Origin of the sequence: Haloferax mediterranei ATCC 33500 (genome assembly GCF_000306765.2) — an archaeon.
Lineage (GTDB): Archaea > Halobacteriota > Halobacteria > Halobacteriales > Haloferacaceae > Haloferax > Haloferax mediterranei.
On record NC_017941.2, the window covers coordinates 1,347,423 to 1,373,059 of the forward strand.

A 25,637-nucleotide genomic window follows, 5' to 3' on the forward strand; every position below is an offset into this window, starting at 1 on the left:
TATCATGTCAGGGTTGCTACCGTCCGACGGGAACGTCGACACAGGTGGTGAGAGTGCTCCCCGTGTCCACTGGCTCGACGACGACGAGACGGAGCAACTCATTGGGAGCCTCTCGTGTGACACCGCCCGCGAGATACTGTCGTGTCTCCAGGAGTCGCCAGCGACGGCGACAGAACTCGCGGAGATGGTCGACACGTCCATTCAGAACGCCCGACACCACCTTGGCAACCTCCTCGATGCCGACTTAGTCCGCGTCGCCGGAACCCGCTATTCCGAGAAGGGCCGTGAGATGAAAGTGTACGCCTCTGTGAGCGCACCGCTCGTGGTCTGTGTCGGCGGCGACGAAGACAACCGGGAGGATTTCGCGGATGCCATCTCTTCGTTCCTCGAATAACCGTCGCACAGCATCGCTACCAACCTACGCGACGCCGTCGCGTTCGACCCACCACACGCGAACGCACCAACTTGTACTCACGCGAATCTTCAAATACGAAACCGCGACCAGTCACCGACATCCCTATGGCCGTCGCAACTGGACCTGAGAGCGTGACCTGGCAGGAGGTGTTCGGCCACCCGGAGGCGTACCCGGAGCAAGCCGACGGAATCGAGACTGCGATAGCGACCGCTCGCGACGACGGATTCGCCGTCGTCGAAGGCGCGTGCGGGACTGGCAAGACGATGCTGGCGCTCACCGCCGGTATCGAACTCGTCCGCGACCCCGACTCCGACTACGAACGCGTGTTCGTCCTCACGAGCGTCAAACAGCAACTCCGGCAGTTCGAAGCCGACCTCCGCACCATCAACGAGAACCTCCCCGACGAGTGGAACCCCGTCTCCGGACTCACTCTCGTCGGGAAGGCCGACGTGTGTCCCTACAGCAGACAGCGCTGCGGCGGCATCGACGAATCAACCGTCTACGACCGCTGTGAAGGTCTTCGCGACCGAACGCGCGGCCTCGTCGGCGACGGCGGCCGAACCAGCGCCGAAGCGCTCGCCAAGGACGCGAGAGAACAGCAGACCGGCCTACTCGACACCGGTTCGACCACGGCCGGACCCTCCTACCTCGAAACCGCGGGCGAACCGACGCCGTATCCGAAGTCGATGCCCGAGTACGAGGACGTGGAGTACTGCCCGTTTTACGCGAACTTCCTCGCCGACCTTCCAGACGACGGCGACCCGGTCGAAGCCGTCCCCTTCGGATTCGACGACAAAGGCCTGATTACGACCGACGACCTCGTCTCGCTCGCCGCCGGGGCGGGGTCGTGTCCACACTCCGTGATGGGTGCGCTGTTACCCCACGTCGAGGTCGTCGTCGGCAACTACTACCACGCGTTCGACCCGACGACGGTCGGAACGTTCACCGGCGCGCTCGTGGACGACTCGACGTTCGTCATCTGCGACGAGGCGCACATGCTCGAACCGCGAGTCCGCGACCTCGTCTCCGTCGGCGTCGGCGACCGAACCCTCCGCGACGCAGAAAGTGAGTTCACGCGCGTCATCCAACCCGTCGAATTCGACGACGCGGGCAAATCGACCGCCGATGCCGACCTCGTCCGCGGCGAGTTGCAGGAAGCGGACGTGACGCTCCGCGAACTAAAGGAGACGCGCGACTTCATCCGCGACCTTCGGGAGGAACTCGACCGGCGCGTGACGGCACACCTCGACAGCGAATACGTCGGTTGGCGCGCTGACTTGACCGAACTCACGGACGAGGAGATGCCGCTCCGCAACCCCGAAGAACCCGGCGTCGACGCGCTCACCGAGTGGGCCGAGGAGAACGGGTACGACGAAGGAACGTGGGTCCGCGCCGAGGCGACGGGGTCGGCAGTCGCCCACATCCTCGACTCGGTCGAAGAGGACGACAAGCGACGGGCCGCCCCTGCTGCGGGTCGCGCGCTCGCGACATGGGCCTACGCCGACCACGAAAAGCACTTCCGCGAAATCGACCTCGAACGGACGTGGGACGAGATGGAACCACCCGAATCGTGGCGACGGGCCTACAACGCCCGCCTCTCGGTTCATAACTGCGTGCCCGGCGAGGCCATCGCCGAGCGACTGGATGATTTCGGCGGTGGCATCCTGATGAGCGCGACGCTCGAACCGATAGACGTGTTCCAGCGAGTGACGGGACTCGACGCCCTCGCCGACGACGGACGGCCGATAGCCGAGCGAACCTTCGGTCTCGGCTTCCCCGAGTCGAATCGCGCGAGTTTCGCCGTCGACGTACCGAAGTTCACTCACAGCAACCGCGGTCCGCCGGGCGAGGAGAACGAAACGCGACTCGCCTACACCGATGCCGCCGCCGAAGTCTGTCAGCGGTCGCCCGGAAACGTCCTCGTCGGCATGCCGAACTACGCCGAAGCGGAGTGGATGGCGACCGTCCTCGAAGACCGCGTCGACAAGCCAGTCTTACTCGACGAAGCGTCCGACGACGGTGCGACGGAGGAACTCAAACGCGATTTCTTCGGCGGCAACGGGAAAGTGCTCGTCACGAGCCTTCGTGGCACGCTGACCGAAGGTGTCGATTACAGCGGCGACAAACTCTCCGCGGCCGTCGTCTGCGGCGTCCCGCTCATCAACACGTCGTCGCCGCGGACGCGTGCGGTGAAAACGGCGTACGACAAGGAGTTCGGCTCAGGGTTCGAGACTGCACTGACCGTCCCCGCCGTCAGAAAAGCGCGACAGGCAATCGGACGCGTCATCCGCGGTACCGACGAGGTCGGCGTCCGCGTCTTCGTGGATGCGCGCTACGCGCGCGACTCGTGGAATGGCGTCCGCGACTATCTCCCCGAACAGGAGCGAGACGAGTTCCGACCGGTCAGCCCCGACATGCTCGGGTTCGGACTCGACCAGTTCTGGTCGGCCATCGAATAGCGACTCGCTCAGGCGGGGCGAGACGGCCAGCGCAGAAAACAGCAGGCTATCGTTCGTCGTCCCACGCGTCCCGACACTCGTCATCACAGAAGTGCCGGTGTTGAACTGTTCCGTCGTCGACCCACGTGACGACGCGGTGCGTCGATTGGTTGACGATTGGCTCGCCGCACGTCGCACAGGTCGGGGCGTCTTCGGGGTCTACGTTCTCTTCTAAGTCGGACGTGGGATCAACCATCGACACGCAGATGGCGCGGCCGGGCACTTCAAGCCGTCTCCGCCGGCAGAAGTCGCCCGTCAGATTCCCGTTTCGAGCGCACACGGCGCTCGCCCCGACTATGTATTTCACCCAAGTACCTCTACGGGGAACGTGTTGTTACCTGTAGATATTGTCAATGCTTACCACACTTAGTGAAGGTTATGTAATCACGGTCGCATCTGTATATGTGACGGCGAATGTCCGAAGTACCCGGCCCTCAAGATTCGGTTGCAAGGACTGCTGACCGCTCCGGTGCGGATACCGCCGGTGACTGTCTCCTCCATAGCGTCGTCGTAACCTACCGAGGAGGTCCAGATCAGGTCACCCTCTATCCCCGGCGCGACAGTTGTTGCGACCAAATGGAGGCGTGGTTGACTGCCGACATCGGCGCGTTCGTCTCGCTCGACGAAATGTGCTGACGTCCACGTGGCAGTCGCCGTAGCGTCTCCCGAAACCTCCCGTCTCAGATAGCTCACCCGGCGAACTCAGCGTCGGACAGTGTCTTTTGTACCGCTTCTTCACCCACCGCCGCCGCCAACGCCTCGAATCCGGCACGTTCCGCTCGGTCACCGGCATTCGCCACTAACCGCGAAACGATGAACTCCGGCGTGGATTTGCCGACGGTGCCGAACCGCGGTTGGTAGTCGACGCGAAGGTCCAACTCGTCGGTCAGTCCCTCCGCGAAGATGCCGTCGATTCGAGCTTCGGGTGGGAGCGGGCTCAGTTCGTCTGCGAGGTGCGTCACGTAGACGCCGAAGGCGTCGCGCTCGACTGTGAGATTCACCAATCCGTTGAGAAGGTCCGCCGCACGGCCGGGTTCGGTGATGGCCTCGAACTCGTCGACGAGCATCAATGTTCGTCCCGCTCCGGACAGCGGCGGCACGATGGATTTCAGGGTCGATTCGAGGACGCCCGCGTTGAAACTCGCGTGGCGTCGGTGGAACACGAGCGAGTCGAACTGGCCCACGAGCGCCGAGTCGGCGGGGACGGGAAGCCCCATCGACGCGAGAATCGCCACCTGCGAGAGCGTCTCCAGAAGCGTCGTTTTCCCACCGCTGTTCGCCCCGGTGAGGACCGAGACTCGGTCGCCAGTCGGCGGAACCGGCCCGGACGAACACGAGAGGTCGTGGTCGCCGACGGCGTACGAGACGGGCTGTGGTTCGTCGATAAAGAGATTCCGCGCGCCACAAACCGCCAGTCCCGTCTCGGCAATCGTGGGTCGCGTGAGGTCGTATTCGAGGGCGAACCGCGCAAGTGACAGCGAGAGCGCGACTTCGTCCACCGCTTCGACGGCGAGGTCGACGTCGTCGCGGGCGGCCCAGATACGGTCGCGGAGTTCCTCGGCGACGGTCGCTTCGCGCTCGTCAACGTCGGCTTCGAGTTCGTCCACGAGAGCGTGAAGCGACGTGCTCACGAAGTCGGTCGCATCGCGGGCGTCCTCCGCCGCGGTCGACTCGACCTCGCCACGAGAGAGGTCGGTCTCCTGTGCGATGTACTCCACGAACGCGGACCGGAAATCGTCGAGCGACCGGACACCGCGCGACTGGATAGTTTCGAGCACGTCGAACGAGCCAGATTCGAGGTCTTTCGCCGTTTCGAGGCGGTCGCGCATGCGGTCGAGGCGGTCGTCCGCACCGGGGGCGACCGACCCGTCGTTGTCGACGTAGCCGAGCGCACCGAGCGCATCGCGGAGGGCGTCGGGGTCGGCCTCGTCGAGCGCGTCGAACGTCTCGCCTCGGAGACCGGCCTCCCGGAGTTCGAGTGCGGCGTGGACGGCAGCGCGCTCGGTCTCGCCCGCCTCGTCGTAGGCCCGGAAGGCTTCCTCGACGGACGCGCGAGCGTCATCGTCGAGGGCAGCCCACGCGTCCTTGGCGGCGAGGACGCGGTCGAGTCGCTCTCGGCGCTCCTCGACGGTCGGAAGCGGCGTCAGCACGCGGATGCGGTCTGCGGCGTGCTCCGTCAGTGCGCGGTCGCTCGCGAGCGACAGCAGGTCGTCGTACACGTCTCTCGCATCGCGAGTTGCGAGCGCATCGATACCGCTCTTGCCGTCGGCGCGTCTGAGAATGCGGACTGCCCGTCCGCGGGTGACGCCGGCGTCAACGAGCGCCCGCACGTCGGCTGACTCGATGGCGGCAACTGCGCCCTCCGTGCCGAGCGCCGATTCCAGCCGAGTCGACGTTTTCGGGCCAACCCCCCAGTAGTCTTCGAGTCGCATACCGGGGGCGTCTCACTGGGCCGTCTTAGGTCCTCTCGTCGGGCGACCACGTCGCTTTCATTCCCGGACGATTACGTCGCTATCACTCTCGGGTAGGCGTCGCTATCACTCTCGGGTAGGCGTCGTTGCGGAGAAGAGAGATTAGTGAGACGTAACGCGCTGGTCGGTGCTTCTGGTTGTTGCATCGTCGCGCAGGAGGTGCTGTCCGGGCACCTCGGTGGGGTCACGTCCGAGGTCGTGGGCGGCACAGACTGCGAGGGCAGTCATGAGTGTCCGTACCGCATATTCGTGGTCATCGCGAGAACACCGAAGCGCCACCGGCCCGATGTCGAGTTGGTAGTACGGTTGAAGGTCGTCGCGCGAGGCGACACCTGCTTCGAGGTACTCTCCCCCGATTTCGACGAGCAGTGTGTGTAGGTGGATTAGTTCGTTCTTTTTCATGTAATGCACATATGTGCTTATCCAGCGTAAATGGCGCGGTGAAGCGTCCTTTTCGTCTTATATCTGTGTCGGCTAGAAATGAGTGTACGACCAGCAGATACGAACAAGACACCGTCTGCTCGGCGGTCGATTGCGCGGAAAGGGAGTTGGGTTTGGGCAGGGACACGTCCCCTGGGCGGAAAGAGGGGGGGAAGGGTTGTCGATATCCGCCGGTGGGGGCGTGCGGGCACGACGAGTGACCCGGGCAGGTCACTGTGGCCACTTACGACGAGGAACCAGGCGCTACTAATTCACCGCCCTACGTGATTAGGCTGAACTGGCCATGCCGGGAAACGCCCAAGTCGGTGGGGAGTGGAGTCGCAGTATGAAACTACAACAGGACGCTGACCGGGGGTGGGTACCGACGGATGCCTGGTGATTCTCAGACGCAGGGTGGGACGTCGTCAACTACGGAGCGAGAGCTTCAAGAGCGCCTCGGCATCCTTGCAACGTTCAACGAGGTCATCGCAGACGTTAACGAGACCATCGTCGACGCCTCGGCGCGCGCGGACATCGAACAGCAAGTGTGTGAACGACTCGTCCAGACCGACGAACTCCGGTTCGCGTGGGTGGGTGTCGTCGACGACGCGACTGACGCTGTCGAACCGCGGACGTGGGCGGGCGTCGAAGACGGCTATCTGGACGAGATGAATGTCTCGGTGGCGGCGTCCCGTCCCGGCGGAAACGGTCCTGTCGGGCGAGCAATCCGCACGAACTCGGTCCAAACGACACACAGCATCCCCGACGACTCGGATTTCGGCCCGTTCCGTGAGATTGCGGTCGAACGGGGCTATCGCTCCGCGGCGTCAGTTCCGCTGGTCTACGACGACACACGGTACGGCGTACTCACGATGTACGCTGAACACGAAGGGGCATTCACGCCCGAGTTGGTCGAACCCGTCTCGAATCTCGGCCACGCCGTCGCCCACGGTATCGACACCCACGTCCGCCGGGAACGTGAGCGCGAACTCGAACGCCGCGAGGAAATATTCTCGCGTATCGTCGAAGACATCGAAGAGTACGCCATCTTCCGACTCGACGCGGATGGCTGCGTCGAGAGTTGGAACCGGGGAGCAACGGCCATCAAGGGCTATTCAATCGACGACATTCTCGGCGAGCACATTCGGACGTTCTACACCGACGAAAACCGCGAGGCCGGACGTCCGAGTCAACTCCTCGAACGGGCGCGCCGCGAGGGTCGCGTCGAAGACGAAGGCTGGCTCGTCCGCGCGGACGGCACGCGGTTCTGGGCTGCTATCGCTATCACCGCGTTAACCGACGACGACGGGAAGGTCAACGGATTCGCCAAAGTAACCCGCGATATGACCGAACGAAAGCGCCGTGAGCAACAGTTAGACGCGGTATTCAACAGTACGTTCCAGTACATCGGGCTTGTCGAACCGGACGGGACCGTTCTCAAAGTGAACGACGCGGCGCTCGACCTCGTCAACGCCGACCGCGACGACATCGTTGGATTGCTCGCGTGGGAGACGCCGTGGTGGAACGGCGACGAAGAACGCATGGCCGACCTACAGGAAGCACTCGACCGCGCGAAAGACGGCGAGTTCGTCCGCTACGAGGTCGAAGTCGACGGGTCCTGCGGGGACCGTGCGGCGGTGATTGACTTCTCCGTGACGCCCGTCTTCGAGGACGGTGCAGTCTCGCTTCTCGTGCTCGAAGGCCACGACATCACCACCCGAAAAGAACGAGAACGCGAACTTCGACGCGAGCAAGAACGGTTGGAGTTCGTGAATCGAATCATCCGGCACAATCTCCTCAACGGTCTCAACGTGGTCGGAGCGCGTGCAGACATCGTCGGGGACTTCGTCGAACCAGCGGGCCAGACCCATCTCGACACGATACAGAACCGGGTTCGCGAGATGACGGACCTCGTGGGTACGATGCGGACGTTCATGAAAGTCATCGTCGAGCGCGAATCCCACGAGACGCACCCGCGGCCGATTCACGAAGCCGTCGAACACGGGGTGAAGACGCTCAGAACCGAATCACACGATGTTTCGGTATCCGTCAGTGGACTCTCTCGAATCTCGGTGGTCGCCGACGACTTACTGGACGAGGTAATCGAACATCTCCTGAAAAACGCCGTCCAGCACAACGACAAGCTGAACCCGGAAGTGACCGTGGAGGTCGCGCCCGGCGACGAAGTCGTCGAGCTTCGTGTCTCCGACAACGGGCCCGGCATTCCGGACGAAGAGAAACACCGAATCGTCGACAAACGCATCGAAGACCTGTCGAATCCGGGTAACGGATTCGGACTGTTTCTCGTCCGCGAAATCGTCGAGAGCTACGGTGGCGAGATTCGAATCGAAGACAACGAACCGAGCGGTGCGACGTTCGTAGTGACGCTCCCACGGGCGTAGTCGGTTTCGGCGAGACCACGCCCTGAACGTGTGGCAACGGCTAAATTCAACCTTCCACGATGGGCAGATATATTACTATCCAACGAGACTGTGTGTTCGATACGATGGTCACTGAACGCTCGGCACACGAGAGCCCAAGCCAGCGGGCCGCCGAGCAAGTCGTCCTCGTCGTCGACGACGACGAGGACCTCGCAGATACCTGTCAATACTGGCTCGACGGCGAACGGTTCACTGTCGAGACGGCGTACGGCGGTGAAGCGGCGCTTTCCCGTATCGACGAGCATGTCGATGTGGTCCTGCTTGACCGCCGAATGCCCAACGTCACCGGCGACGACGTGCTCGACGAGATTCGAGACCGCGGGCTCGACTGCCGCGTTGCGATGATGACCGCGGTCGAACCCGACACCGACATCGTCGACATGGCGTTCGACGCCTACCTCGTCAAGCCAGTCTCGGAAGCCGAGGTCAAAGAGACGGTCGAAGAACTCCTCGTTCGGTCGGACTTCGAGTCTGAAGTCCGCGAGTATTTCGCCCTCGAATCGACCGAGGCGGCACTCGAAAGTCGTGAAGTCGAGAAGCTCCGTGAACCGGAAGCGCTCGACGACCTCCGTGGGCGACTCGAAGCGGTGCGCGCCGAACACGAGGCGGCGATTCAGAACCGGGAAGCACAACTCGACCGTCTCAGCCGCGTCAACGGTCTCATTCGCGACATCGACCGGGCACTCATCGACGCGCGGACGCGCGATAAAATCGAACAGACCGTCTGTGATTCGGTTGCGGCCGCACACGAAGCCGCGTACGTGCTCAGACGGACCGCTGCCGGAACACACCGATGTACTGCCAGCGCGGGCCTCAGTGTTGAACCGGAGGCAGTCGACCTCAGTTTCGTCGATGAGGCCTTCGACAGCGACGGAATCGTCGGCGACGGCTACATCTTCGACCGCATCTCCGACGAGCACCGAGCCGCGATGTTCGGAGCACGCGCGAGCGACCTCGGCGATATCTCAGCGCTCTGTGTCCCAATCGTCTACCGCGACACGGTGTATGGGGCACTCGTCGTCTACGACGAGGCGAGACAGTTCGACGACGAGTCGGCGGCGCTGTTCTCAGACCTCGGCGCAACGGTCGGAAACGGAATCAACGCGGTCCAGAGCAAACGCCTTCTCAACGGCGACAGCGTCGTCGAACTGGAATTCCAACTCGAACGAGATGCCAGTACCCTCGCGGCGGTCGCAGCCGACCTCGGATGCACTCTCTCGCTCGACGGTGTGACCCGCCTCGATGACGAATTAGCTTGCTTCGTCACTGTGGGCGGTGTATCGGGTACTGACGCGGTTGAGGTAGTGGCCAAATACACTGATGTCTTGCGAGCGCGCATCGTTTCCGATGGCGACGACGAGGCCGTCTTGGAGCTCCGAATCGACGAAGAGGCAGTTCTGGCGACCGCAATCGACCATGGCGCGAGCGTCGATCGACTGGAACTCACCGATGGAAACGGAACTCTAGTGCTCCACGTTGCAGCCGACGCAGACCACGGAGCCATCGTCGAAGCAGTCACGAAATCGGTACCCGGTGTGTCCGTCCTCGCAAAGCGGGAGGTCGAACGGGCGGTCCAATCTGCGGACTCCTTCCGGCGAGAACTCGATTCGAAGTTGACCGACCGACAGAAGACTGTCCTCGAAACCTCGCTCGTCTCGGGGTATTTCGAGTGGCCACGTGGGAGTACGGCCGAGGAAGTCGCGGACTCACTCGGTATTTCACCGCCGACGCTTCACGAGCACCTTCGAACAGCGGAGCGAAAGCTCATCGAGACGTATTTTGACGAGATAGCGCCGCGTTCGGCGGACGACTAATCGACTGTCGCTTCGGGAGTATTACCGACGAATCGAGCGACTGCGTCGAAAAGTTGCGTCTTCGTGACTGGTTTCGTGAGCGTGTCGTCAGCGGGGAGATCGGACAGTTCGGAGTCCGGCATTGCACTCAACATAATGACTGCGAACGCATCTGACTCGGCTTGTCGGTGGAGTTCGTTGAGGACCGACTCACCCGAGAGACCGGGGAGGTTTCGGTCGAGAAAGACGACATCAACGTCGCCGTCGAATGCTTGGAGGGCCTCGCGTCCGGAGTAGGCGACCCTGACGTTATATTGTCGTTCGAGCCACAGTGCGAGGCTGTCAGCGAGGGCTACCTCGTCGTCGACGAGGAGGACAGTCGGCGCGTCTTTGGGAGTAGCTTGTGTCATCTCTCGAACCGGTGGTGCGTCGAGGGCGCCTGTTTGCTGGCGGGGATTGGGTTGATTGGCTGCCAATCAACGGTAGGAGTTGCGTTCACGCGTCGTTCATGCGCTGAGACCGAGTGTCGCCGCACCGCGTACACTGTGCCACGCGGTACGGTTCACGGGAGAACTCACGGTTCTCACGTTTTCGGCTCTCGGTCTTGATTTCGATAGAGACGTCGTGAGGGGTCCGTGACTCACACGAGGGACACTCTTCGACGAACTCGTTGTTTCGGGGACTGCTTTTACTCTTCGACATAGAGCGGTCGTAACAAAGGCTATGAACTGGATGTGGTTGAATACGGAACCTAATCGATTTGGGCCGGGAGAATATCCGCCGTGTTGTCGGCCGATTCGAAGTTATTCTGCGGCGAGAATCTTCTCGTCGTACTTGTCGCGGAACTCCTGAATGAGCGTACCCATCTGCGCGTACCAGTCGTTGAGCATCCGCTGCATGTCATCTGCGACTTCGTTGGGGTCGGTGGGGTGGTAGACGTGGTAGTAGCCGCCGTGTTCGTAGTTCACCTGCTCTTTCTGAATGAGCCCCGCCTGAAGGAGTCGCTGGATTGAGCGGTACGCCGTCGACCGCTCGCGTTCTACGGCGTCGGCAACTTCGTCGACGGTCAGGTGATCCTCGCTTTCGACGAGAATCTCGAAGCACCGTCGGTCGAGCTGCTTGAGTCCGTGGAGACATTCGAGGAGCCCCTCACACTCCATGTCCGATTGCAGATATTCGACCATCGAACTAGCCATTATCAACTCGGGCTACGGGGTCAGCACTCAAAAGGGTTTGTATGCTTTGCACAACACCGGGAGAAAAGCGGACTCCTGGTACGGCTGATTCGAGTTCGATGCGAGTGCGGTCGTCGCCGAGGCGAGGAGCGTAGTCGAAGCGTGTGTTCGAAGCGGGGAGCGACGATTAGTCCGCCGTGGACGTACCGGCGCTCGACGGCGCACGAATAGACTTGACGGCGCTGTAGAGCACCGCACCGGAGACCATGAGCGCGGACCCGAGGATGAGCGCGAGGCTGACGTAGTCGAGTACGCCCATACCGAGGTAGTTTCCGGCCTGGCGGACAGCGACTGCGAGCGCGCCGAGCAGCAGCATCAGTCCGAAGTAAATCTTGATTTCGTCCTCGTCGACGATGGAGGTCGCAGCGGACCCGATACGGGCACCGAGCGCAGAGCCGGCCAAGAGGGGTGCGACGATAGAGAGGTCGACACCGCCGGATTGGGCGTAGAGGAACGAGCCGATACCGCCCGAGAACATAATCTCGAACAGGTCGGTCCCGACCGCGATTGGGACCGGGACGCCGATGAGGTAGAACAGCGCGGGCATGCGGATGAAACCGCCACCGACGCCGAGGAACCCCGAGAGCAGACCTGTTGCGAACGCGACGAGAAGAATCATCCACAGCGAGACCTGAATCCCGCCGCGGAGAGTAATCATCGGAGGCAACGAGTAGCTCTGAATCTTCTTTGCGATTTCGGGGATGTCGTCGGCGTCAATTTCGGCGTCCGCGTCGACATCGTGGCTGACGCCGCCGTCGTCATCGCCGCCTTTCAGCGCCTCGTACGTGACGAACAGGCCGATACCGCCGAGCAGCAGGACGTACGTGACGCTGATGATGTTACCGGCGAGTCCGAGTTCTTCGAGGTAGAGGACGATTTCTTTCCCGACTTCGAGACCGACGGTGGTCCCGATAATCATCGAAACGCCGAGTTTGTAGTCGACTTGCCCGAGGTCACGGTGTTTGAGCGTCGCGATGACGGAGGTCCCGAAGACGAAGGCAAGTCCAGACCCGACAGCCACGCGCGAGGGGTATCCCATCACGAGGAGTGCAGGCGTTACGAGAAACGACCCACCCATGCCGAAGAACCCGAACAGAACACCGATGAGGACCCCAAACGCGACGAAGAGGCCCAGCATTCCGGCCGAGATTCCGAATAGCTCAAACACGGTTATTCACCACCGATGAGCCTCTGGACGGACGGTCCGAGCGCACGAGTCAACGCACCATAGCCGACGTACAGCACCATCGCCTCGACGAGTACGACGCTGACGAGGACCGCTGCCTGTGCGTTACCGGCCAGACTCTCGATGCCGAACATCTTACCAGCACCCCGTGGGGCGTCCAGTGTATATTGTACGAATCATACTTTCTTGTACAGTGCTGGCTAACCGGAGTGAGAATATAACGCTTTTGGGAAAACTATGCAAGACCATATTGGAATTGGATTTGTATAAGTTATCTATTGGACACAGAAATACCGTCAGAGTAGGCAATAATTGTATTACAGAGTATTACAAACATATATGGCCGCTATCTATGACAGAATAATAAATTATTTCTTGTGCAATACTATTATGAGACATTACCACCCGAACACGAGGTGAGACAATTCTACGGTTACATCTGTTGCGGAAGCCACGACATGAGCCCGTGACGGGGGATTGCAATGGGCTTCGTGACGGAGATTTCAATGAACTTCGTGACAGAGATTACGACGAAAGCTCCCGACGCGTTCCGGCGTGACGGTAGCAAAGTGGCTCACCCGAGGGAGAGGTGACAGAGTCGGGTGAATCTACGACCGAAAGATTCCGAAAAACGAAGCGATAGTGAGCGAAACGGGTTCGCTGTGGGCCGTTTCAGTCGGCCGAGGTGCTGCGAGCAGCGCTGTCGGCGCGACGAGCGCGCCACAGCCCTTGCAGGTACGCACCGGCGAACATCCCGCCGATGGCGATGAGAATGGGATAGTTGCCGACGCCGAGGCTGGCGTACGCAGCCCCGGGGCAGATGCCGGAGATACCCCAGCCAGCGCCGAAGATGACGCCACCGACGACGACGTTCTTGTCGAACGATTTCAGTCGGCGACCGTAGTTACGGCCGGTAATCGGCGCGCGACTGTCGGACGCTTCGGCGAGCGCGAAGACGATTCCGGTGACGACTGCGGCTCCGCTCATGACGAAGAGGAGTCCGAAGTCGTCGAACTGGAGGAAGTCGAGGACGACCTCCGGTCGGGCCATGTTGCTCAGTCCGAGACCGAACCCGAATATCAGACCGCCGAGGATGACGACCAACAGGAACCCAAGTCCGCGTCCGTCGTTACTCATGGCGACACACCCAGTGCACTCAGGAGTTGTGCGACCCCGATGGCGACGAGCATGAAGGTGGCGACGTTGACGAGCGAGGTTCGCGAGCGCGAGCCGACACCACAGACACCGTGGCCGGACGTACACCCTTTCCCGATACGTGTGCCGATGCCGACGAGGACGCCGCCGAGGGCGAAGCGCCACGGTTGGACCTCCGAGACCCACCAGCCATCACCGAGTGTGACGGTGTAGAGGGCAGCCCCGGAAACGATGCTCAGGGTGAAGACGACGCGCCAGTTGCGCGATGCGACGTACTTCGCCTTGTTGAACCGTGGGAGGTCGGAGACGTACGACAGTGTCGATTCGAGGAAGGTGCTCGCACCTGCAGTGATGCCCGTCCCGAGGTAGATGATGGCCGTCCCCAGACCGATGAGGAAACCACCGAGCGCGTAGTTCGCAATACCGTTCGGGAAGAGGCTGTCGACGAGGAGCGGCGTCAGACCCGTCATTTAGTTCGTCAAGGCTTCGTTACTTGCCGCGCAGTTGTTCGGACCGAGTTCGAGTTCGAACGCACGGTCGTCGTCCGACTCCTGGACGCCGAGGTTGGTCTCGATGATGTCAATGTAGTTAGCCGGCCGTGGCGGCATGTCCGAGAGGATGAATTCGACGAACTCGTCGCGGTTCATGTGCAGTGCGTCCATCGTAGCCGTGAGTTCCCCGAGGGTCGCGGTGTAGCTACCGTCGGTGGCAGGGGTTGCCGCGTCGCTGAAGTGTGCGGACGCGACGAGGAAGTCGTCGTCGTGCGAAAGGATGCGTTCTTGGAGCGAATCGTAGAGCATGCCCGCGGCATCGGGCGCGCCTTCGTCGCCGTCTTCGAGGTCGGGGCGAGCAACGGACTCGATGAACAGGCCGTCACCGGTGAAGAGCACGTTGTCGACCTTGTAGGTCGTCATGCCGGTCGTGTGGCCGGGCGTGTAGATAGCTTCGATGTCCGTGTCGCCGACGGTCAGCGTCTCGCCGTCCGCGATGGTCTCGTAGTCGGTGTCGTAGTCGACGCCACGGGCTTCTGCGGCTTCGGGGATGACGCCCGTAACGCCCGCATCTTCGACCAGCGTGCGGACACCGCTGATGTGGTCCGCGTGGATGTGCGTGTCGATGGCGTACGTCAGTTCCGCGCCCAGCGCCTTCGCGTCGGCAACGTATTCGTCGGCGAAGTACCGAAGCGGGTCGACGACGGCGGCTTCGTCACCGTCGACGATGAGATAGGCGAGACACCCGCTGGATGGGCGCTGGTATTGCGCGACGACGGCGTCGCCGTCGGTCTCCAGTTCGGTGTACTCGTAGACACTTGCCCAGCCGTTCATCCCGCGTTCGAGGGCGACGGCATCGTATCCCTCCTCGATGAGTAACCCGGCGACGTACTCGGAAGAGTGGCCTTTCGCACAGAGGACGACGAATTCCTCGTCCTCCGGTAAGTCTTCAAACAGTGACTCGTCGAGGTCCTCGTCCATGAACTCGAAGTACGGAATGTTGACGTGCGAAACGTTCTCGCCATCGATGCGCCAGTCCTCGTGTTCGGAGGGAACCCGATTGTCTAGAATAGTAAGCGCCTCACCGTCGTCGATACGTGACTTGAGCGCTTCGGGTTCGATGACGGGCACTTCGACGTCGAGTTTCGGCAGATCTGGAACAGCCATGTATTCATCACCCACTATTGGATGTCCAGACTTAAGGATTTGGGTAGTCGTTCCAAATTATCACAAGACTATCTGCCTCGTGAGTATCCGTCTCAGATGTATAGCTGTGTATCGGTGGGCGTATAATCTAGCTTAGACGACGTTATTCCGGCCATTATGGGCAATATAATAGCGAGAGTTTGATATTGTATTGTCATCCCAAGAATCGACAAACTTTTACGAAGCACCATGATATTGTGGGATACACCCAACACAGGTGAAATCGAAATATGAGTGAATACGAACCTACCGATACCCTCGACGTGAAAGGACTGTCCTGCCCAATGCCCGTCGTCAAGACCCGCGGTGCGGTCGACGACCTCTCCGATGGAGAGGTTCTGGAAGTCATCGCGACGGACTCTGGAAGCGTTAGCGACCTAAAGGGATGGGCCGACACGACCGACGGCGTCTCGATGCTCGACCAAGAAGAAGCCGAGGAAGGAGGCGAAGCGGTCTTCCTCCACTACATCCAGAAGGAATGAGCTCCGACGCTGACGCGCCCGTCGACACGACGACCGCCTCCGTCGAAGACCTTCGGGCACAGATACAAGCCCTCGAAGCGGAGGTTTCGGACCTCCGCGAGGCGACCGACGACAGCGGGCAGCAGTCGATGACCATCATCGCAACGAAAGGGACCCTCGACATGGCGTATCCGCCGCTTATCCTCGCGAGCACGGCGGCCGCGTTCGGGTGGGATGTCGTGGTCTTCCACACGTTCTGGGGGCTCGAAATTCTCCACGAGGAGAAGTCGAAGAACCTCAAACTCAGTGCGGTCGGCAACCCGAGCATGCCGATGCCCAACGCCGTCGCCGCGTTGCCCTTCATGGACAACGTCGCCACGAGCATGATGGAAAAGAAAATCAAAGAAAACGGGACCGCAACCATCGAGGAACTCATCGAGACGTCCCTCGATATGGGCGTCGACCTGCAGGCGTGTCAGATGACTATCGAACTGATGGGCTACGACGAAGACGAGTTCTACGACGGCGTTACGACCGGCGTCGGCGCGGCGACGGCCCTCCAACACATGGCCGACGCCGACGTGCAACTCATGATTTAGCGAGGTTTCTTTCTCCCACCAACTTCCCATACCTCGGTACCCTATCTCACCATGCCATCGTTTTCGAACTCTCACAGTGGACTTCGAACCCTGAAAAAGAACGGTTACTAGGTCTGTTCGTGCTCGTTCGGCCCGACGAGCCCCGTCGGTTACTGGCCGGGTTGGACTTCTTCGTAGGGTTGGACGATGACGAACCCGCCGTCACCCGCGAACTGGAGTTGGTACGTCTCACCCGACGAGCGACCGAGCAGTCCCTTGAGGTTGATATCGCGCTTCGACGAGGGCGAGACGTTGCCGCTCCATGCGACTGTCGCGTTCGGATCCGTCGTGACCGGCGTTTCGAGCACGAGGGGCGACCCGTGCGTCGTGATGGCGACGTGGCCAGGCCCTTCGAGGAAGACGTTGAACAGGCCGCCGGAAGAGGCACCGGCGATGCTCTTCATCATCTTGATGTCCCAGTCGATGCTGTTCTCGAACGCTAGCACGTCGTTTCCGTTGACGCTAATTTCCTCTCCGGTGTCGAGTTCGAGAATCTGGACTTCTTTCCCTTGGTCAGCCAAATAGAGGTGCCCGGAGCCGGAGGCTTCCATCATGACCTCCCCTTCGCCGGTCGCCTTCTTTTTCAGCATTCCCTTCAGCCCCCCGGTCGATTTCCGCTCGAACGAGATATCACCGGTGTAGCTCACCATCGACCCGGCTTTGGCCATGATGCTCCCGTCGAGCGTTATGTCGAGGAGTTTCGAGTTTTCGAGTTCGAAGGCTTCGCCACCCTCGGCCGGTGCGTGCGTGTCGATGAATTCGTCTACATCCATTGGAGTCACCGAGTCGTAGCGGAGACGACTCTGTTTAGATGACTGTCTGTCCAAAGTATAGTTCTATCTGCCAGATGTTGTCTAGTTCACGACTTCTTTGACGGAAATTCGTCGCTCCGTCGGTTGGGGGGAGGTCGTTGAAACGTGTGGGAAAAGCCGACCTGGAGTGGCATTGACGAGCCGTCCCTGCCCGGGGTATCGGCTGTTGGTGCGTCAGGATTCCTCAGTAGTCGGATACTGCTCCAGTTGTGGCTCCAACCCGCTCACGGTAGTCTGAGACCAGTGCCGAACGATGTAGACATCGTATTCGACATTCGCGGCCACTTCACCCCCGACGCTACTAACTGGAGTCACGATTTCCCCGACGTTTTCACTGCCCAAAAACACCACAGTGGGCCGAATATCGGCTGCCGCGGCCCGAATCTCCCTCGCAATCGATTGGGGGCTCGAAGATGTCGTACGTTCGTAGCGAAAGGTCGCATCGGGAGACAGCTCCGTTACTTCCTCACGAAGCGACTCGACCACGGATTCGATGTCGAAGGTCTCCTCCGACTGAGTCCATCCCTGCTGGCGGAGGTACACCTCGTCATCCGGGATAACGCTGACCACAACTACCGATTCGTCGAGCGCTTCTGCGTATTCCGTGGCTCGAACGAGCGCAGCCCGCGCCAAGGACGAGCCATCGAACGGGACCATGAAGGTCATACCTCAACGTAGGCTGGCCGTCAACTAAGTCTCTGCTCAGCACATCGGTGAAACTGTTGTGTGAACAGACGACGTGCTTAGAGGCTGCCCTGCCGGTAGATGAGGTTGCGCTGAATCTCGTTGGCACCCTCGTAGATGACCGGGATACGAACGTCGCGGTAGACGCGGGAAATCTTGTACTCGTTGAGGACCGAGCGACCGCCGTGGAGTTGCATGCCGCGTTCGGCCACGTCGACGGCCATTTCGGTCGATTTCGTCTTTGCAGAGGCGGCCCAGAAGCCGGTGTCCTCGCCGTTTTGGACCTTCTCCGCGGCGCGCCAGTTCAGCGCGCGGGCCGATTCGAACTCCATGCGCATGTCCGCGAGGATGTGCTGGACGGCTTGGAACTCCGAGACGTTACGACCGAAGGCCTTCCGGCCGTGGACGAAGTCCCACGCCTCCTCGATGGCGGCCGCGGCGAGACCGAGACTGTGGCCGCCGACGATGACGCGACCGTGGTTGAAGAAGTCCGCGAGCATGTAGAAGCCGCCGCCTTCGGCTCCGATGAGGTTCTCCTCGGGAACCTCGCAGTCGTCGAAGACGATGTGGCCCTGTTTCGACGCGCGCATACCCATCTTCTCGGGGATGTGTTCGGCCTCGTAACCGGGCGTGTCCGTCGGAACGACGAACATCGAGTAGTTGGAGTAGCGGTCGTCGGAGTCGCCGGTCTTGGCGTAGACGGTGAGCCAGTCGGCTTCGACGGCGTTTCCGACCCAGTACTTCTCGCCGTTGAGGACGTACCCGTCGTCGGTCTTTTCGGCGGTCGTCTCCATGCCAGCCATGTCGGAACCGGTCTGTGGCTCGGAGACGGCGAGTCCCGAAATCTGTTCGTTTTCGGCGACCGGGCGGAGCCACTTTTCTTTCTGTTCTTCGCTGCCGTAGTGCTCCATAATCTCACAGCCGAACGAGGCGAGTTGGAGCGTCAGGGCGATACCGGCATCGGCGCGGTAGAACTCCTCGGAGATGGCGAGAATTTGCTGGAGGTCGAGACCCTTTCCACCGTATTCTTCGGAGATGTCCTGTGCAACAAGTCCCGCTTCCATCCCCGCTTCGAGGATTTCGCGTGGGTACTCGCCGGACTCGTAGTATTCCTCGGCGGCGGGCGCGATGTGTGCTTCGGCGAACTCGCGTGCCTCCTGCTTGAGGGCACGGGCGTGCTCGGGCACGATGGATTCGTCGAGAAGTTCCATACGTTGCCGTGGGTTTGTAAGGTAAAATAGTGTATGGAACCAGTATAAACTTCAAACTCGTTGTCTTTTGAAAGTGTGAGTGGCGTGAAATCAGTTCCCCGATGGAGCCTCCTTGTCAGGTGTCTTCCCCTCGACGAGCGACGAGTCATCGTACTGGTTTCGGAGCACCTTCTTGTCGAACTTCCCGGTCGCCGTCTTCGGAACCTCCTCGATGAAGACGACTTCGTCGGGCGTCCACCACTTCGGGAACTCCGATTTGACGAGTTCGACGATGTTCTGCTTGAGCGCATCTTCGTCCGTGCCGGATTTCGGGACGATGAACGCGACAGGGCGTTCCTGCCAGCGCTCGTGGGGGACGCCGATGACGGTCGCTTCGGCCACGTCGTCGTGGGCCATAATGGCGTTTTCCAGTTCGACCGACGAAATCCACTCGCCGCCGGACTTGATGACGTCCTTTGCTCGGTCGACGATTTTGACGTAGCCGTCTTCGTCGACGGTCACGACGTCGCCGGTCTTCAGCCAGTTCCCTTCGAAGTCCTCCTCGTTCGCCTCGGGACGTTCGAAGTACTCGGTCGTTACCCACGGCCCGCGAATCCATAGCTCGCCGAAGTCCTCACCGTTCCACGGGACTTCGTTGCCGTCGTCGTCGACGACGCGCATCTCCAATCCGGGAGCAAGAAGCCCCTGTTTCCCGCGTTTTTCGTACTGCTCTTCTGCGGGGAGGTCCTCCATCCCAGGTTTGAGATGGGCGACTGTCCCGACGGGCGACGTTTCGGTCATCCCCCACGCGTGGAGCACGTCCACGTCGTATTCCTCGTCGAAGCGGCGGATGACCGACTTCGGTGCAGCCGACCCGCCGATGATGATGCGGTCGAGAGAAGAGATGTCGGCGTCGTTCTCGTCGAGGTAGTCGAGGAGACCGAGCCAGACCGTCGGCACGCCCGCGGTCATGGTCACCCCTTCTTCTTCGATGAGCTTTGCGAGGTCTTCGGGTGTCGGTGATGGTCCCGGATAGACGTGTTTCGCACCCGCAGCGGTTGTCGAGAACGGGAGTCCCCACGCGTTGACGTGGAACATCGGGACGACCGGCATGACGACATCTTTCGCACCGATGTCGAGTCCCGACTTGGGGAGCGTCGCCATCGTGTGCGCCCAGAGCATCTGTTGGGAGTACTCGACGCCTTTCGGCTTCCCCGTCGTTCCGGAGGTGTAGCACATCCCCGCCGGCTGTTCTTCCGGAAGGTCCGGCCAGTCGTACTCGCCGGAGTAGTCGGCGATGAACGACTCGTAGTCGGTCACCGGGTCGAGGTCGGTGTCGGGAACCTCCGAGGCCATCACCACGAACTGTTCGACGGAATCGAAGGCGTCCTCGTCGACTGCGCCGGCGAGTTTCGGCGCTAACGACGGGTCGACGAAGACGAGACGGTCCTGTGCGTTTTCGACGATGTACTGGATGTGATGGTCCGGCAGAAGCGGATTGATGGTGTGTAGCTGCGCACCCATCGAGGGAACGCCGAAGTACGTCTCGAAATGTCGATTGTGGTTCCAACAGAACGTCGCGACCCGGTCACCGGTTTCGATACCGGCGTCGGCGAGTGCCCCCGCGAGTTGGGCGACTCGACCCTCGTACTCCGAGTACGTGTATCGTTCGAGTCCTTCGGCAGTCCGCGAGACGATTTCACGGTCCGGATAGAGTTTGCCTGCCCGCCACAAAAACGGCCGAAGCGTTTGATTGGTAGTGCCTACCATACGTTCCCCTTGTGGTAAAACACAATGATTGTTTGGGAAGATACAGCAGGGTGCGGGCTACGGATTCGAAACACACACCAACTGTGTTCACTCGTCGCGGCTGGGTTCGTTGTCGTCCCTGTCGCGGGCTGACTCGTCGTCGGTGTTGCGCTTGTCGTGGGTGGCTTCGTCGGTGGAACCCACTCCGTAGCCGGGTTCGTCGTCGATAGTGTTCCCGTCGTGGTCGAGTCCGTCGTCAGTATCGGACACCTCATTGTCTCCGAGTTCGACAGTGTCGTTTGCGTCCTGCTCGAAGTCGTCTCTATCGGAGATGTCGTTTCGGCTGGAACCACCCTCGCCGTCGGAGGTAGCAGGATTCTCGCCGTTGCTTCCCTTTTCTTCGCCGCCGACCGTGTCGTCTTCAGCGTCGTCGACGATGTCATCTTCAGCATCACCAACTATGTCATGTTCGGCGTCGTCGACGATGAGCGAGTCGGCACCCGGAGAAACGTCGGTATCGGAGTCAGCGTTTGCCTCGTCGCTGTCTGAAACGTCGCCGTCCCATTCCGGTTCCGCCTCGGTGACCGGGCGAGCGGCCTCCAGTTGCTCGCGAACAGCCTCACGGTCGACCGTCCCCGAGACCGTCCGCGGAAGTTCGTCCGCCGTCTCGACCAATCGCGGAACCTTGAACCCGGCGAGTTGTTCGCGGCAGAACGTATCGAGCGCGTCTCGATCCAGCGAGATGTCCGGGTCAGAGGGGACGACGAGTGCGGAGACGCGCTCACCCCACTCGCTGTCCGGGATACCCAGGACGACTGCGTCGTCGATGGCGGGATACTGTCGGAGGACTTCGACCACCTCACCGGGGTCGACGTTCTCACCGCCAGTGATGATACGGTCGTCCTTTCGGTTGAGAACGTACAACAGACCGTCTTCGTCTCGATAGCCGATGTCACCGGTTCGGAGTCCCTCGTCGGTGAATGCCTTCGCTGTCGCGTCTGGATTCCGGTAGTAGCCGGGCGAGACAGTCGGCCCGGAAACGACGATTTCACCGGGCGTACCGGGTTCGACGATGAATCCGCCCTCACCGATAACCGAGAGGTCGGTGAAAAAGAGCGGTCTACCGACGGTTCCGACGGCCGAAAACGCCTCGCGAGGAGTTGCCGTCGCGACTTGGGAGGCCGTCTCGGTCATCCCGTAGGTTGGGTACACCGGAACCGAGTAGTTCCGACAGCGCTCGATGAGTTCGTCGGAGGCGGGTGCACCCCCGAGTAGAACGACCCGCAAGGAGTCGGAAAGCGTGCCCCTGCTGTCGAGCATTCGGGTAAGCATCGTCGGGACGAGCGAGACGCCGGTCACGTCGTACTTGCCGATATCGTCTGCAGCACCACCGGCATCGAACCCCTCGCGAAGGACAATAGTCGTCCCGTACAGTGGACTGCGGAGAATCGGCCCGATACCGCCCATGTGGTGCAATGAGAGCGTGACGAGCCATCGGTCGTCCGGTGACAGGCCGAGTCTGAACGACCCGGCGACCGCGTTCGCCAGGAGGTTCCCCATCGTGAGTCGGACGGCCTTCGGCGTGCCGGTCGTCCCCGATGTGAACAAGAGAAGCATCGTCTCGGAGAGGGTCCACCCGGCGGGCGAGATTCGTTTCGGCGCGATAGCCGAGAGGTTGATGACGCCCTCCCAATGGGGTTCGTCGACAGAGACAACAGGGACGTCAGTCGTGGCTTCGACTGCTGTAGACTCCGTCGATTCACCGCAGACGAGCGTCGTTACGTCCGCAATTTCGATGTTGCGCCTGATTTCGTCCGGCGTCAAGCGTTCACTGAGTGGGACGAGGACCGCACCGAGACGGGTCGCGGCGTGAATGAGGCGGACGTAGTCGATACCGGGGTCGAGGACGACGCCGAGGTGGTCACCCGCTTCGATGCCGAGTGCAGCAAGTTGTCCCGCCGTTTCGGTGACGAGCCCGTCGAGTTCGCGGAACGTCCACGAATCACCCGTCGGGGCGTGAATGAGTGCCCGTCGGTCGGGAGTCGCTGCGACGCGATGCGAAAGCCAATCCCGCATCGGCCCGGCAAAGCCGTGTCTCGTCGGGTCGGTGTCGGCGGTGTCTGTCAAGTCGTCGGTCATCGTTCACCGTGTGTCGTCGGTGCGCTCACCGGCGTGGGTACGCCGGCCGAAGTATCGGAAATCGACATAGGAGGCGCTAGTGGGAGACGAACTCCACGAGAACGCCACCTGTCGATTTCGGATGGAGAAACGCAACGTCGTGTCCCCACGCGCCGGGGCGCGGCTCCTCGTCGATAAGGCCGACACCGGCGTCCCGCGCGGTCTGGAGCGCCCCTTCGATGTCGTCTGTTTCGAGCGCAACGTGATGGATACCGCCCCCGCGCTTGTCGAGGAACTTCGAGATAGCACCTTCCTCGTGGGGTTCGAGCAGTTCGAAGTAACCGTCTTCGAGTTCGAGGAAGACGACCGTCATCCCGTCGAACGTCTCCTCGTGAGCCACCGGCGCGTCGAATAACTCCTCGAACAACGCGGCCAATCCGGCGGCGTCCGGCGTGGCGATTCCGATGTGGTCGAAGTGCATGTCACCTGTTCGTCGGGCGTAACGGATAAACCCAAACGGTTCCACGTACCTGTCATGATTGTAACTACAACGGGGTCTATCACAGGACGCGAAATCACCGAAACCCTCGGAACCGTTCGCGGAAACACGATTCGCGCCCGGAACGTCGGGCGAGACATTACGCAGGGACTCCGAAACATCGTCGGCGGCGAACTCAAGTCCTACACCGGGCTGATGACCGACGCCCGTGACGAGGCGACAGAGCGAATGATAGAGGAGGCCGAGGCAATCGACGCAGACGCCATCGTCGGCGTTCGGTACGTGACATCCGAAGTGACGCAGGGCGCTGCGGAGATTCTCACTTACGGAACCGCCGTCAAACTCGCCGAGAAGCCCGAATAGAACGAAGACAGCGAACGAGCGGCAGTACCGACGCCAACGATGAGGTTCGCCGCCGTAAACATAGTCGCGACCGAGTTGGTGCCGACGAGTTAGAAGGACTTGTCCGGTCCGCCGCTACGACTCCAGTCTATCGAGTCGCCGAGTCATCTCCGAATCGACCCAGTCTGCGAAGAGTTCCATATCCTCGTCGCGGAACTCAGCATACTTGTCGAAGAACCCGGAAACACCGAGAAACCTGACGGCCGCGTAGATGGGACGGCGGGTTTCGTAACCGTCGGGGAGTCCGCCCGCAACCGACCGATACCCGTCGTAGAAGGCGTCGATAATCTCCGCAGGACCCTCAGAGCGAAGCGAGTCGAAGAGTTGGACTTTGGCTCGATAGAGGTCTCTGGCCGGGTCGCCAACGTGTGCGATTTCCCAGTCGAGAAATCCGAGTCCGGACGCGGTCCGGAAGCAATTCGGTTGGGCGAGGTCGCCGTGGAGTAACGCGGCGGGTGCGCCGTCCAGCGTCTTTCGGTTCTCGACGACCGCCTGAGTCACTTTGTCGAAGTGATGGTCGAAACGCTCGGAGGGGGCGAGTTCCCGCATGTGGGCAATCGTCTCGACCAGAACGTCGGTCCACGGCCCGGAGTCCAGTTCGAGGGAGGTCGCATCACCATCCGTAATGAGTCCGTGGGTCTCGAACCGGAGTTCGTGAACGCGAGCGAGGGACGCGCCAACTTCTCGGGCGAGTGCGACTCGTTCCGAGGATACAGCGTCCGTCCACAACTCGACGAGATTCGGTCCAGAGACGGGTGCAGTCGCAATATATGGGACTGGACCGTCCGCTTCACGTGTCAAGATTGTCGGGACAGGAACGTCAGTGTGGGAATCCACGTAGGGAATGACAGCGGTCTCGCGGGCAATTCGAGAACCATCATCGTCGCTTGCGACTTTGAGATATACGGTCTCTCTATCGGCGAACTCCACGCAGACTGTGTTGTTCTTCTCGTTCCAAGAGATACCGGCAGAACCGACAGTGTCGGCGTCGCGGTCGGGAAACGCCAGTTCGAGCGCCGACGCGATTCGGTCGTCCATCGGTGGAACGATCACGTAGTACACTATCAAAACTGACGGATAGCTGTCAGCAATCGAACGACAGGCCGAGTCTCGGAAGAAGAGCGCGGAGCGGTGGGAACTGCTCGAAAACCGTGGGTGGAAGCGCGGCGTCAGCGGGTGTAGAGCGGACGCGACGGCGGCGAAACCAAACCGGCGTCAGACGGCACCAAGTAGGCCGTCGAAGTCGGAGCGTGGTTGGATTTAATCACCGGCGGTTCGAGCGACAGTCACTTCGAGTTGCGAACCGGGAACGCGGACGTTCACCGGGTCGCGCTCGATGCGGGCGACGGCGACTCGGGCGGCCAGCACGACGCCGACGAACATGGTCGCCACGACCAGCGAAATCACGGGGTAGCTGGCAACGACGACCGCGCCGACGGTCAGTGCGACCATGATGGCCTGCACCGTAAACGTCGGGGCGGGTTTGTGCTGGGGTGTGGGATACTCAGATGCGGTACGAGTGTCTTGGGGATGTCTTCGTGACATTCGTTGAGGTGAATGAACAGTCGGATACGATACCGGGGGCTGAACGGGTAAAGAGCCCCACGACGTGACGGTCGCCTCCGAAGAGACGGCTAACTGGTGGTGCAACGTTCGCACCGACAAAGTGGCGACCGACCGTGTGACGAGTTTAGAATCCAATAAGAGGCATCGTAAATCCTCGTTAACAGCCACTCAAGAGTCTGTAATAAGTTTTCTCAGTCGGGTGAAAGT

Annotated in this window: 27 protein-coding genes; 8 read left to right on the forward strand and 19 right to left on the reverse strand. The window is 61.0% G+C overall.

Translation table 11 applies throughout. The features are described 5' to 3' along the window. The first annotated feature begins 4 nt into the window (after nucleotides 1-4). Both HFX_RS06995 and HFX_RS07000 read left to right on the forward strand, forming a co-directional pair. Nucleotides 5-394 (forward strand): ArsR/SmtB family transcription factor, encoded by a 390-nt coding sequence (locus HFX_RS06995; protein ID WP_004057025.1) that lies wholly within the window; start codon nucleotides 5-7, stop codon nucleotides 392-394. 125 nt (nucleotides 395-519) lie between these two features. Then, a complete protein-coding gene (locus HFX_RS07000) occupies nucleotides 520-2,874 on the forward strand; it encodes an ATP-dependent DNA helicase (protein WP_004057024.1) in 2,355 nt (784 codons plus the stop codon). Nucleotides 2,875-2,920: 46 nt separating this feature from the next. Here the strand turns inward: HFX_RS07000 and HFX_RS07005 are convergent, their stop codons facing one another. Further along, nucleotides 2,921-3,109, reverse strand: a complete 189-nt coding sequence (locus tag HFX_RS07005; protein ID WP_004057023.1) for a DUF7576 family protein — start codon at nucleotides 3,107-3,109, stop codon at nucleotides 2,921-2,923. Between the two features lie 218 nt (nucleotides 3,110-3,327). Here HFX_RS07005 and HFX_RS19105 point away from each other — a divergent pair, with 218 nt between their 5' ends. Then, on the forward strand, nucleotides 3,328-3,549 hold the full coding sequence (locus HFX_RS19105; RefSeq protein ID WP_014732295.1) for a DUF7511 domain-containing protein: 222 nt from the start codon (nucleotides 3,328-3,330) through the stop codon (nucleotides 3,547-3,549). 53 nt (nucleotides 3,550-3,602) lie between these two features. On the opposite strand, the gene HFX_RS07010 is transcribed toward HFX_RS19105, so the two are convergent. Together HFX_RS07010 and HFX_RS07015 are read right to left on the reverse strand one after the other, a co-directional pair. After that, complete coding sequence (locus HFX_RS07010) at nucleotides 3,603-5,345, reverse strand: P-loop NTPase family protein (protein ID WP_004057022.1); 1,743 nt, start codon at nucleotides 5,343-5,345, stop codon at nucleotides 3,603-3,605. A gap of 141 nt (nucleotides 5,346-5,486) precedes the next feature. Then, complete coding sequence (locus HFX_RS07015; protein WP_004057021.1) at nucleotides 5,487-5,786, reverse strand: UPF0058 family protein; 300 nt, start codon at nucleotides 5,784-5,786, stop codon at nucleotides 5,487-5,489. Between the two features lie 407 nt (nucleotides 5,787-6,193). On the opposite strand from HFX_RS07015, the gene HFX_RS07020 reads away from it, so the two are divergent. Together HFX_RS07020 and HFX_RS07025 are read left to right on the forward strand one after the other, a co-directional pair. After that, the gene (locus HFX_RS07020; protein WP_004057020.1) at nucleotides 6,194-8,206 is read left to right on the forward strand and encodes a sensor histidine kinase; all 2,013 of its coding nucleotides are present in this window, start codon (nucleotides 6,194-6,196) and stop codon (nucleotides 8,204-8,206) included. Nucleotides 8,207-8,310: 104 nt separating this feature from the next. Further along, nucleotides 8,311-10,059, forward strand: a complete 1,749-nt coding sequence (locus tag HFX_RS07025; protein ID WP_004057019.1) for a bacterio-opsin activator domain-containing protein — start codon at nucleotides 8,311-8,313, stop codon at nucleotides 10,057-10,059. On the opposite strand, the gene HFX_RS07030 is transcribed toward HFX_RS07025, so the two are convergent. From HFX_RS07030 to HFX_RS07060, 8 genes are all read right to left on the reverse strand, one after another. Then, on the reverse strand, nucleotides 10,056-10,448 hold the full coding sequence (locus tag HFX_RS07030; RefSeq protein WP_004057018.1) for a response regulator transcription factor: 393 nt from the start codon (nucleotides 10,446-10,448) through the stop codon (nucleotides 10,056-10,058). The two genes, HFX_RS07025 and HFX_RS07030, sit on opposite strands and share 4 nt — an antisense overlap. Nucleotides 10,449-10,533: 85 nt before the next feature. Then, nucleotides 10,534-10,740, reverse strand: a complete 207-nt coding sequence (locus tag HFX_RS20285; protein ID WP_004057017.1) for a DUF7835 family putative zinc beta-ribbon protein — start codon at nucleotides 10,738-10,740, stop codon at nucleotides 10,534-10,536. Nucleotides 10,741-10,841: 101 nt separating this feature from the next. Beyond that, nucleotides 10,842-11,222, reverse strand: coding sequence for a helix-turn-helix domain-containing protein (locus tag HFX_RS07040; RefSeq protein ID WP_014732297.1), 381 nt, complete (start codon nucleotides 11,220-11,222; stop codon nucleotides 10,842-10,844). 178 nt (nucleotides 11,223-11,400) lie between these two features. After that, nucleotides 11,401-12,447, reverse strand: a complete 1,047-nt coding sequence (locus HFX_RS07045; protein WP_179955374.1) for a sulfite exporter TauE/SafE family protein — start codon at nucleotides 12,445-12,447, stop codon at nucleotides 11,401-11,403. Continuing rightward, the gene (locus HFX_RS20005) at nucleotides 12,444-12,593 is read right to left on the reverse strand and encodes a DUF7512 family protein (RefSeq protein ID WP_004057014.1); all 150 of its coding nucleotides are present in this window, start codon (nucleotides 12,591-12,593) and stop codon (nucleotides 12,444-12,446) included. The genes HFX_RS07045 and HFX_RS20005 overlap by 4 nt, the downstream gene beginning before the upstream one ends. 538 nt (nucleotides 12,594-13,131) lie before the next feature. Beyond that, nucleotides 13,132-13,596, reverse strand: coding sequence for a DUF6691 family protein (locus HFX_RS07050; protein WP_004057013.1), 465 nt, complete (start codon nucleotides 13,594-13,596; stop codon nucleotides 13,132-13,134). Further along, nucleotides 13,593-14,084: a YeeE/YedE family protein gene (locus tag HFX_RS07055; RefSeq protein WP_004057012.1), complete on the reverse strand. Its 492-nt coding sequence runs from the start codon at nucleotides 14,082-14,084 to the stop codon at nucleotides 13,593-13,595. Before HFX_RS07055 ends, HFX_RS07050 begins: the two co-directional genes overlap by 4 nt. Further along, nucleotides 14,085-15,272, reverse strand: a complete 1,188-nt coding sequence (locus HFX_RS07060; protein ID WP_004057011.1) for an MBL fold metallo-hydrolase — start codon at nucleotides 15,270-15,272, stop codon at nucleotides 14,085-14,087. 269 nt (nucleotides 15,273-15,541) lie between these two features. Here HFX_RS07060 and HFX_RS07065 point away from each other — a divergent pair, with 269 nt between their 5' ends. Both HFX_RS07065 and HFX_RS07070 read left to right on the forward strand, forming a co-directional pair. Continuing rightward, a complete protein-coding gene (locus HFX_RS07065) occupies nucleotides 15,542-15,793 on the forward strand; it encodes a sulfurtransferase TusA family protein (protein WP_004057010.1) in 252 nt (83 codons plus the stop codon). Then, on the forward strand, nucleotides 15,790-16,371 hold the full coding sequence (locus tag HFX_RS07070) for a DsrE/DsrF/DrsH-like family protein (protein WP_004057009.1): 582 nt from the start codon (nucleotides 15,790-15,792) through the stop codon (nucleotides 16,369-16,371). Before HFX_RS07065 ends, HFX_RS07070 begins: the two co-directional genes overlap by 4 nt. Before the next feature lie 149 nt (nucleotides 16,372-16,520). On the opposite strand, the gene HFX_RS07075 is transcribed toward HFX_RS07070, so the two are convergent. From HFX_RS07075 to mce, 6 genes are all read right to left on the reverse strand, one after another. Continuing rightward, the gene (locus HFX_RS07075; protein ID WP_004057008.1) at nucleotides 16,521-17,183 is read right to left on the reverse strand and encodes an AIM24 family protein; all 663 of its coding nucleotides are present in this window, start codon (nucleotides 17,181-17,183) and stop codon (nucleotides 16,521-16,523) included. A gap of 213 nt (nucleotides 17,184-17,396) precedes the next feature. Beyond that, complete coding sequence (locus tag HFX_RS07080) at nucleotides 17,397-17,888, reverse strand: universal stress protein (protein WP_004057007.1); 492 nt, start codon at nucleotides 17,886-17,888, stop codon at nucleotides 17,397-17,399. Between the two features lie 77 nt (nucleotides 17,889-17,965). Then, nucleotides 17,966-19,117: an acyl-CoA dehydrogenase family protein gene (locus HFX_RS07085; protein ID WP_004057006.1), complete on the reverse strand. Its 1,152-nt coding sequence runs from the start codon at nucleotides 19,115-19,117 to the stop codon at nucleotides 17,966-17,968. 90 nt (nucleotides 19,118-19,207) lie between these two features. Continuing rightward, on the reverse strand, nucleotides 19,208-20,866 hold the full coding sequence (locus HFX_RS07090; RefSeq protein ID WP_004057005.1) for a long-chain fatty acid--CoA ligase: 1,659 nt from the start codon (nucleotides 20,864-20,866) through the stop codon (nucleotides 19,208-19,210). An 87-nt stretch (nucleotides 20,867-20,953) separates the two neighbouring features. Then, complete coding sequence (menE, locus tag HFX_RS07095) at nucleotides 20,954-22,984, reverse strand: o-succinylbenzoate--CoA ligase (RefSeq protein ID WP_004057004.1); 2,031 nt, start codon at nucleotides 22,982-22,984, stop codon at nucleotides 20,954-20,956. A 76-nt stretch (nucleotides 22,985-23,060) separates the two neighbouring features. Then, nucleotides 23,061-23,444, reverse strand: a complete 384-nt coding sequence (gene mce, locus HFX_RS07100) for a methylmalonyl-CoA epimerase (protein WP_004057003.1) — start codon at nucleotides 23,442-23,444, stop codon at nucleotides 23,061-23,063. Nucleotides 23,445-23,498: 54 nt separating this feature from the next. Between mce and HFX_RS07105 the strand changes: the two genes are divergently transcribed. Next, nucleotides 23,499-23,825 (forward strand): YbjQ family protein, encoded by a 327-nt coding sequence (locus HFX_RS07105; protein ID WP_004057002.1) that lies wholly within the window; start codon nucleotides 23,499-23,501, stop codon nucleotides 23,823-23,825. 114 nt (nucleotides 23,826-23,939) lie between these two features. On the opposite strand, the gene HFX_RS07110 is transcribed toward HFX_RS07105, so the two are convergent. Both HFX_RS07110 and HFX_RS07115 read right to left on the reverse strand, forming a co-directional pair. Further along, nucleotides 23,940-24,902: a phosphotransferase family protein gene (locus HFX_RS07110; protein WP_004057001.1), complete on the reverse strand. Its 963-nt coding sequence runs from the start codon at nucleotides 24,900-24,902 to the stop codon at nucleotides 23,940-23,942. Between the two features lie 222 nt (nucleotides 24,903-25,124). After that, complete coding sequence (locus HFX_RS07115; RefSeq protein WP_137685668.1) at nucleotides 25,125-25,328, reverse strand: hypothetical protein; 204 nt, start codon at nucleotides 25,326-25,328, stop codon at nucleotides 25,125-25,127. Between the last annotated feature and the right edge of the window lie 309 nt (nucleotides 25,329-25,637).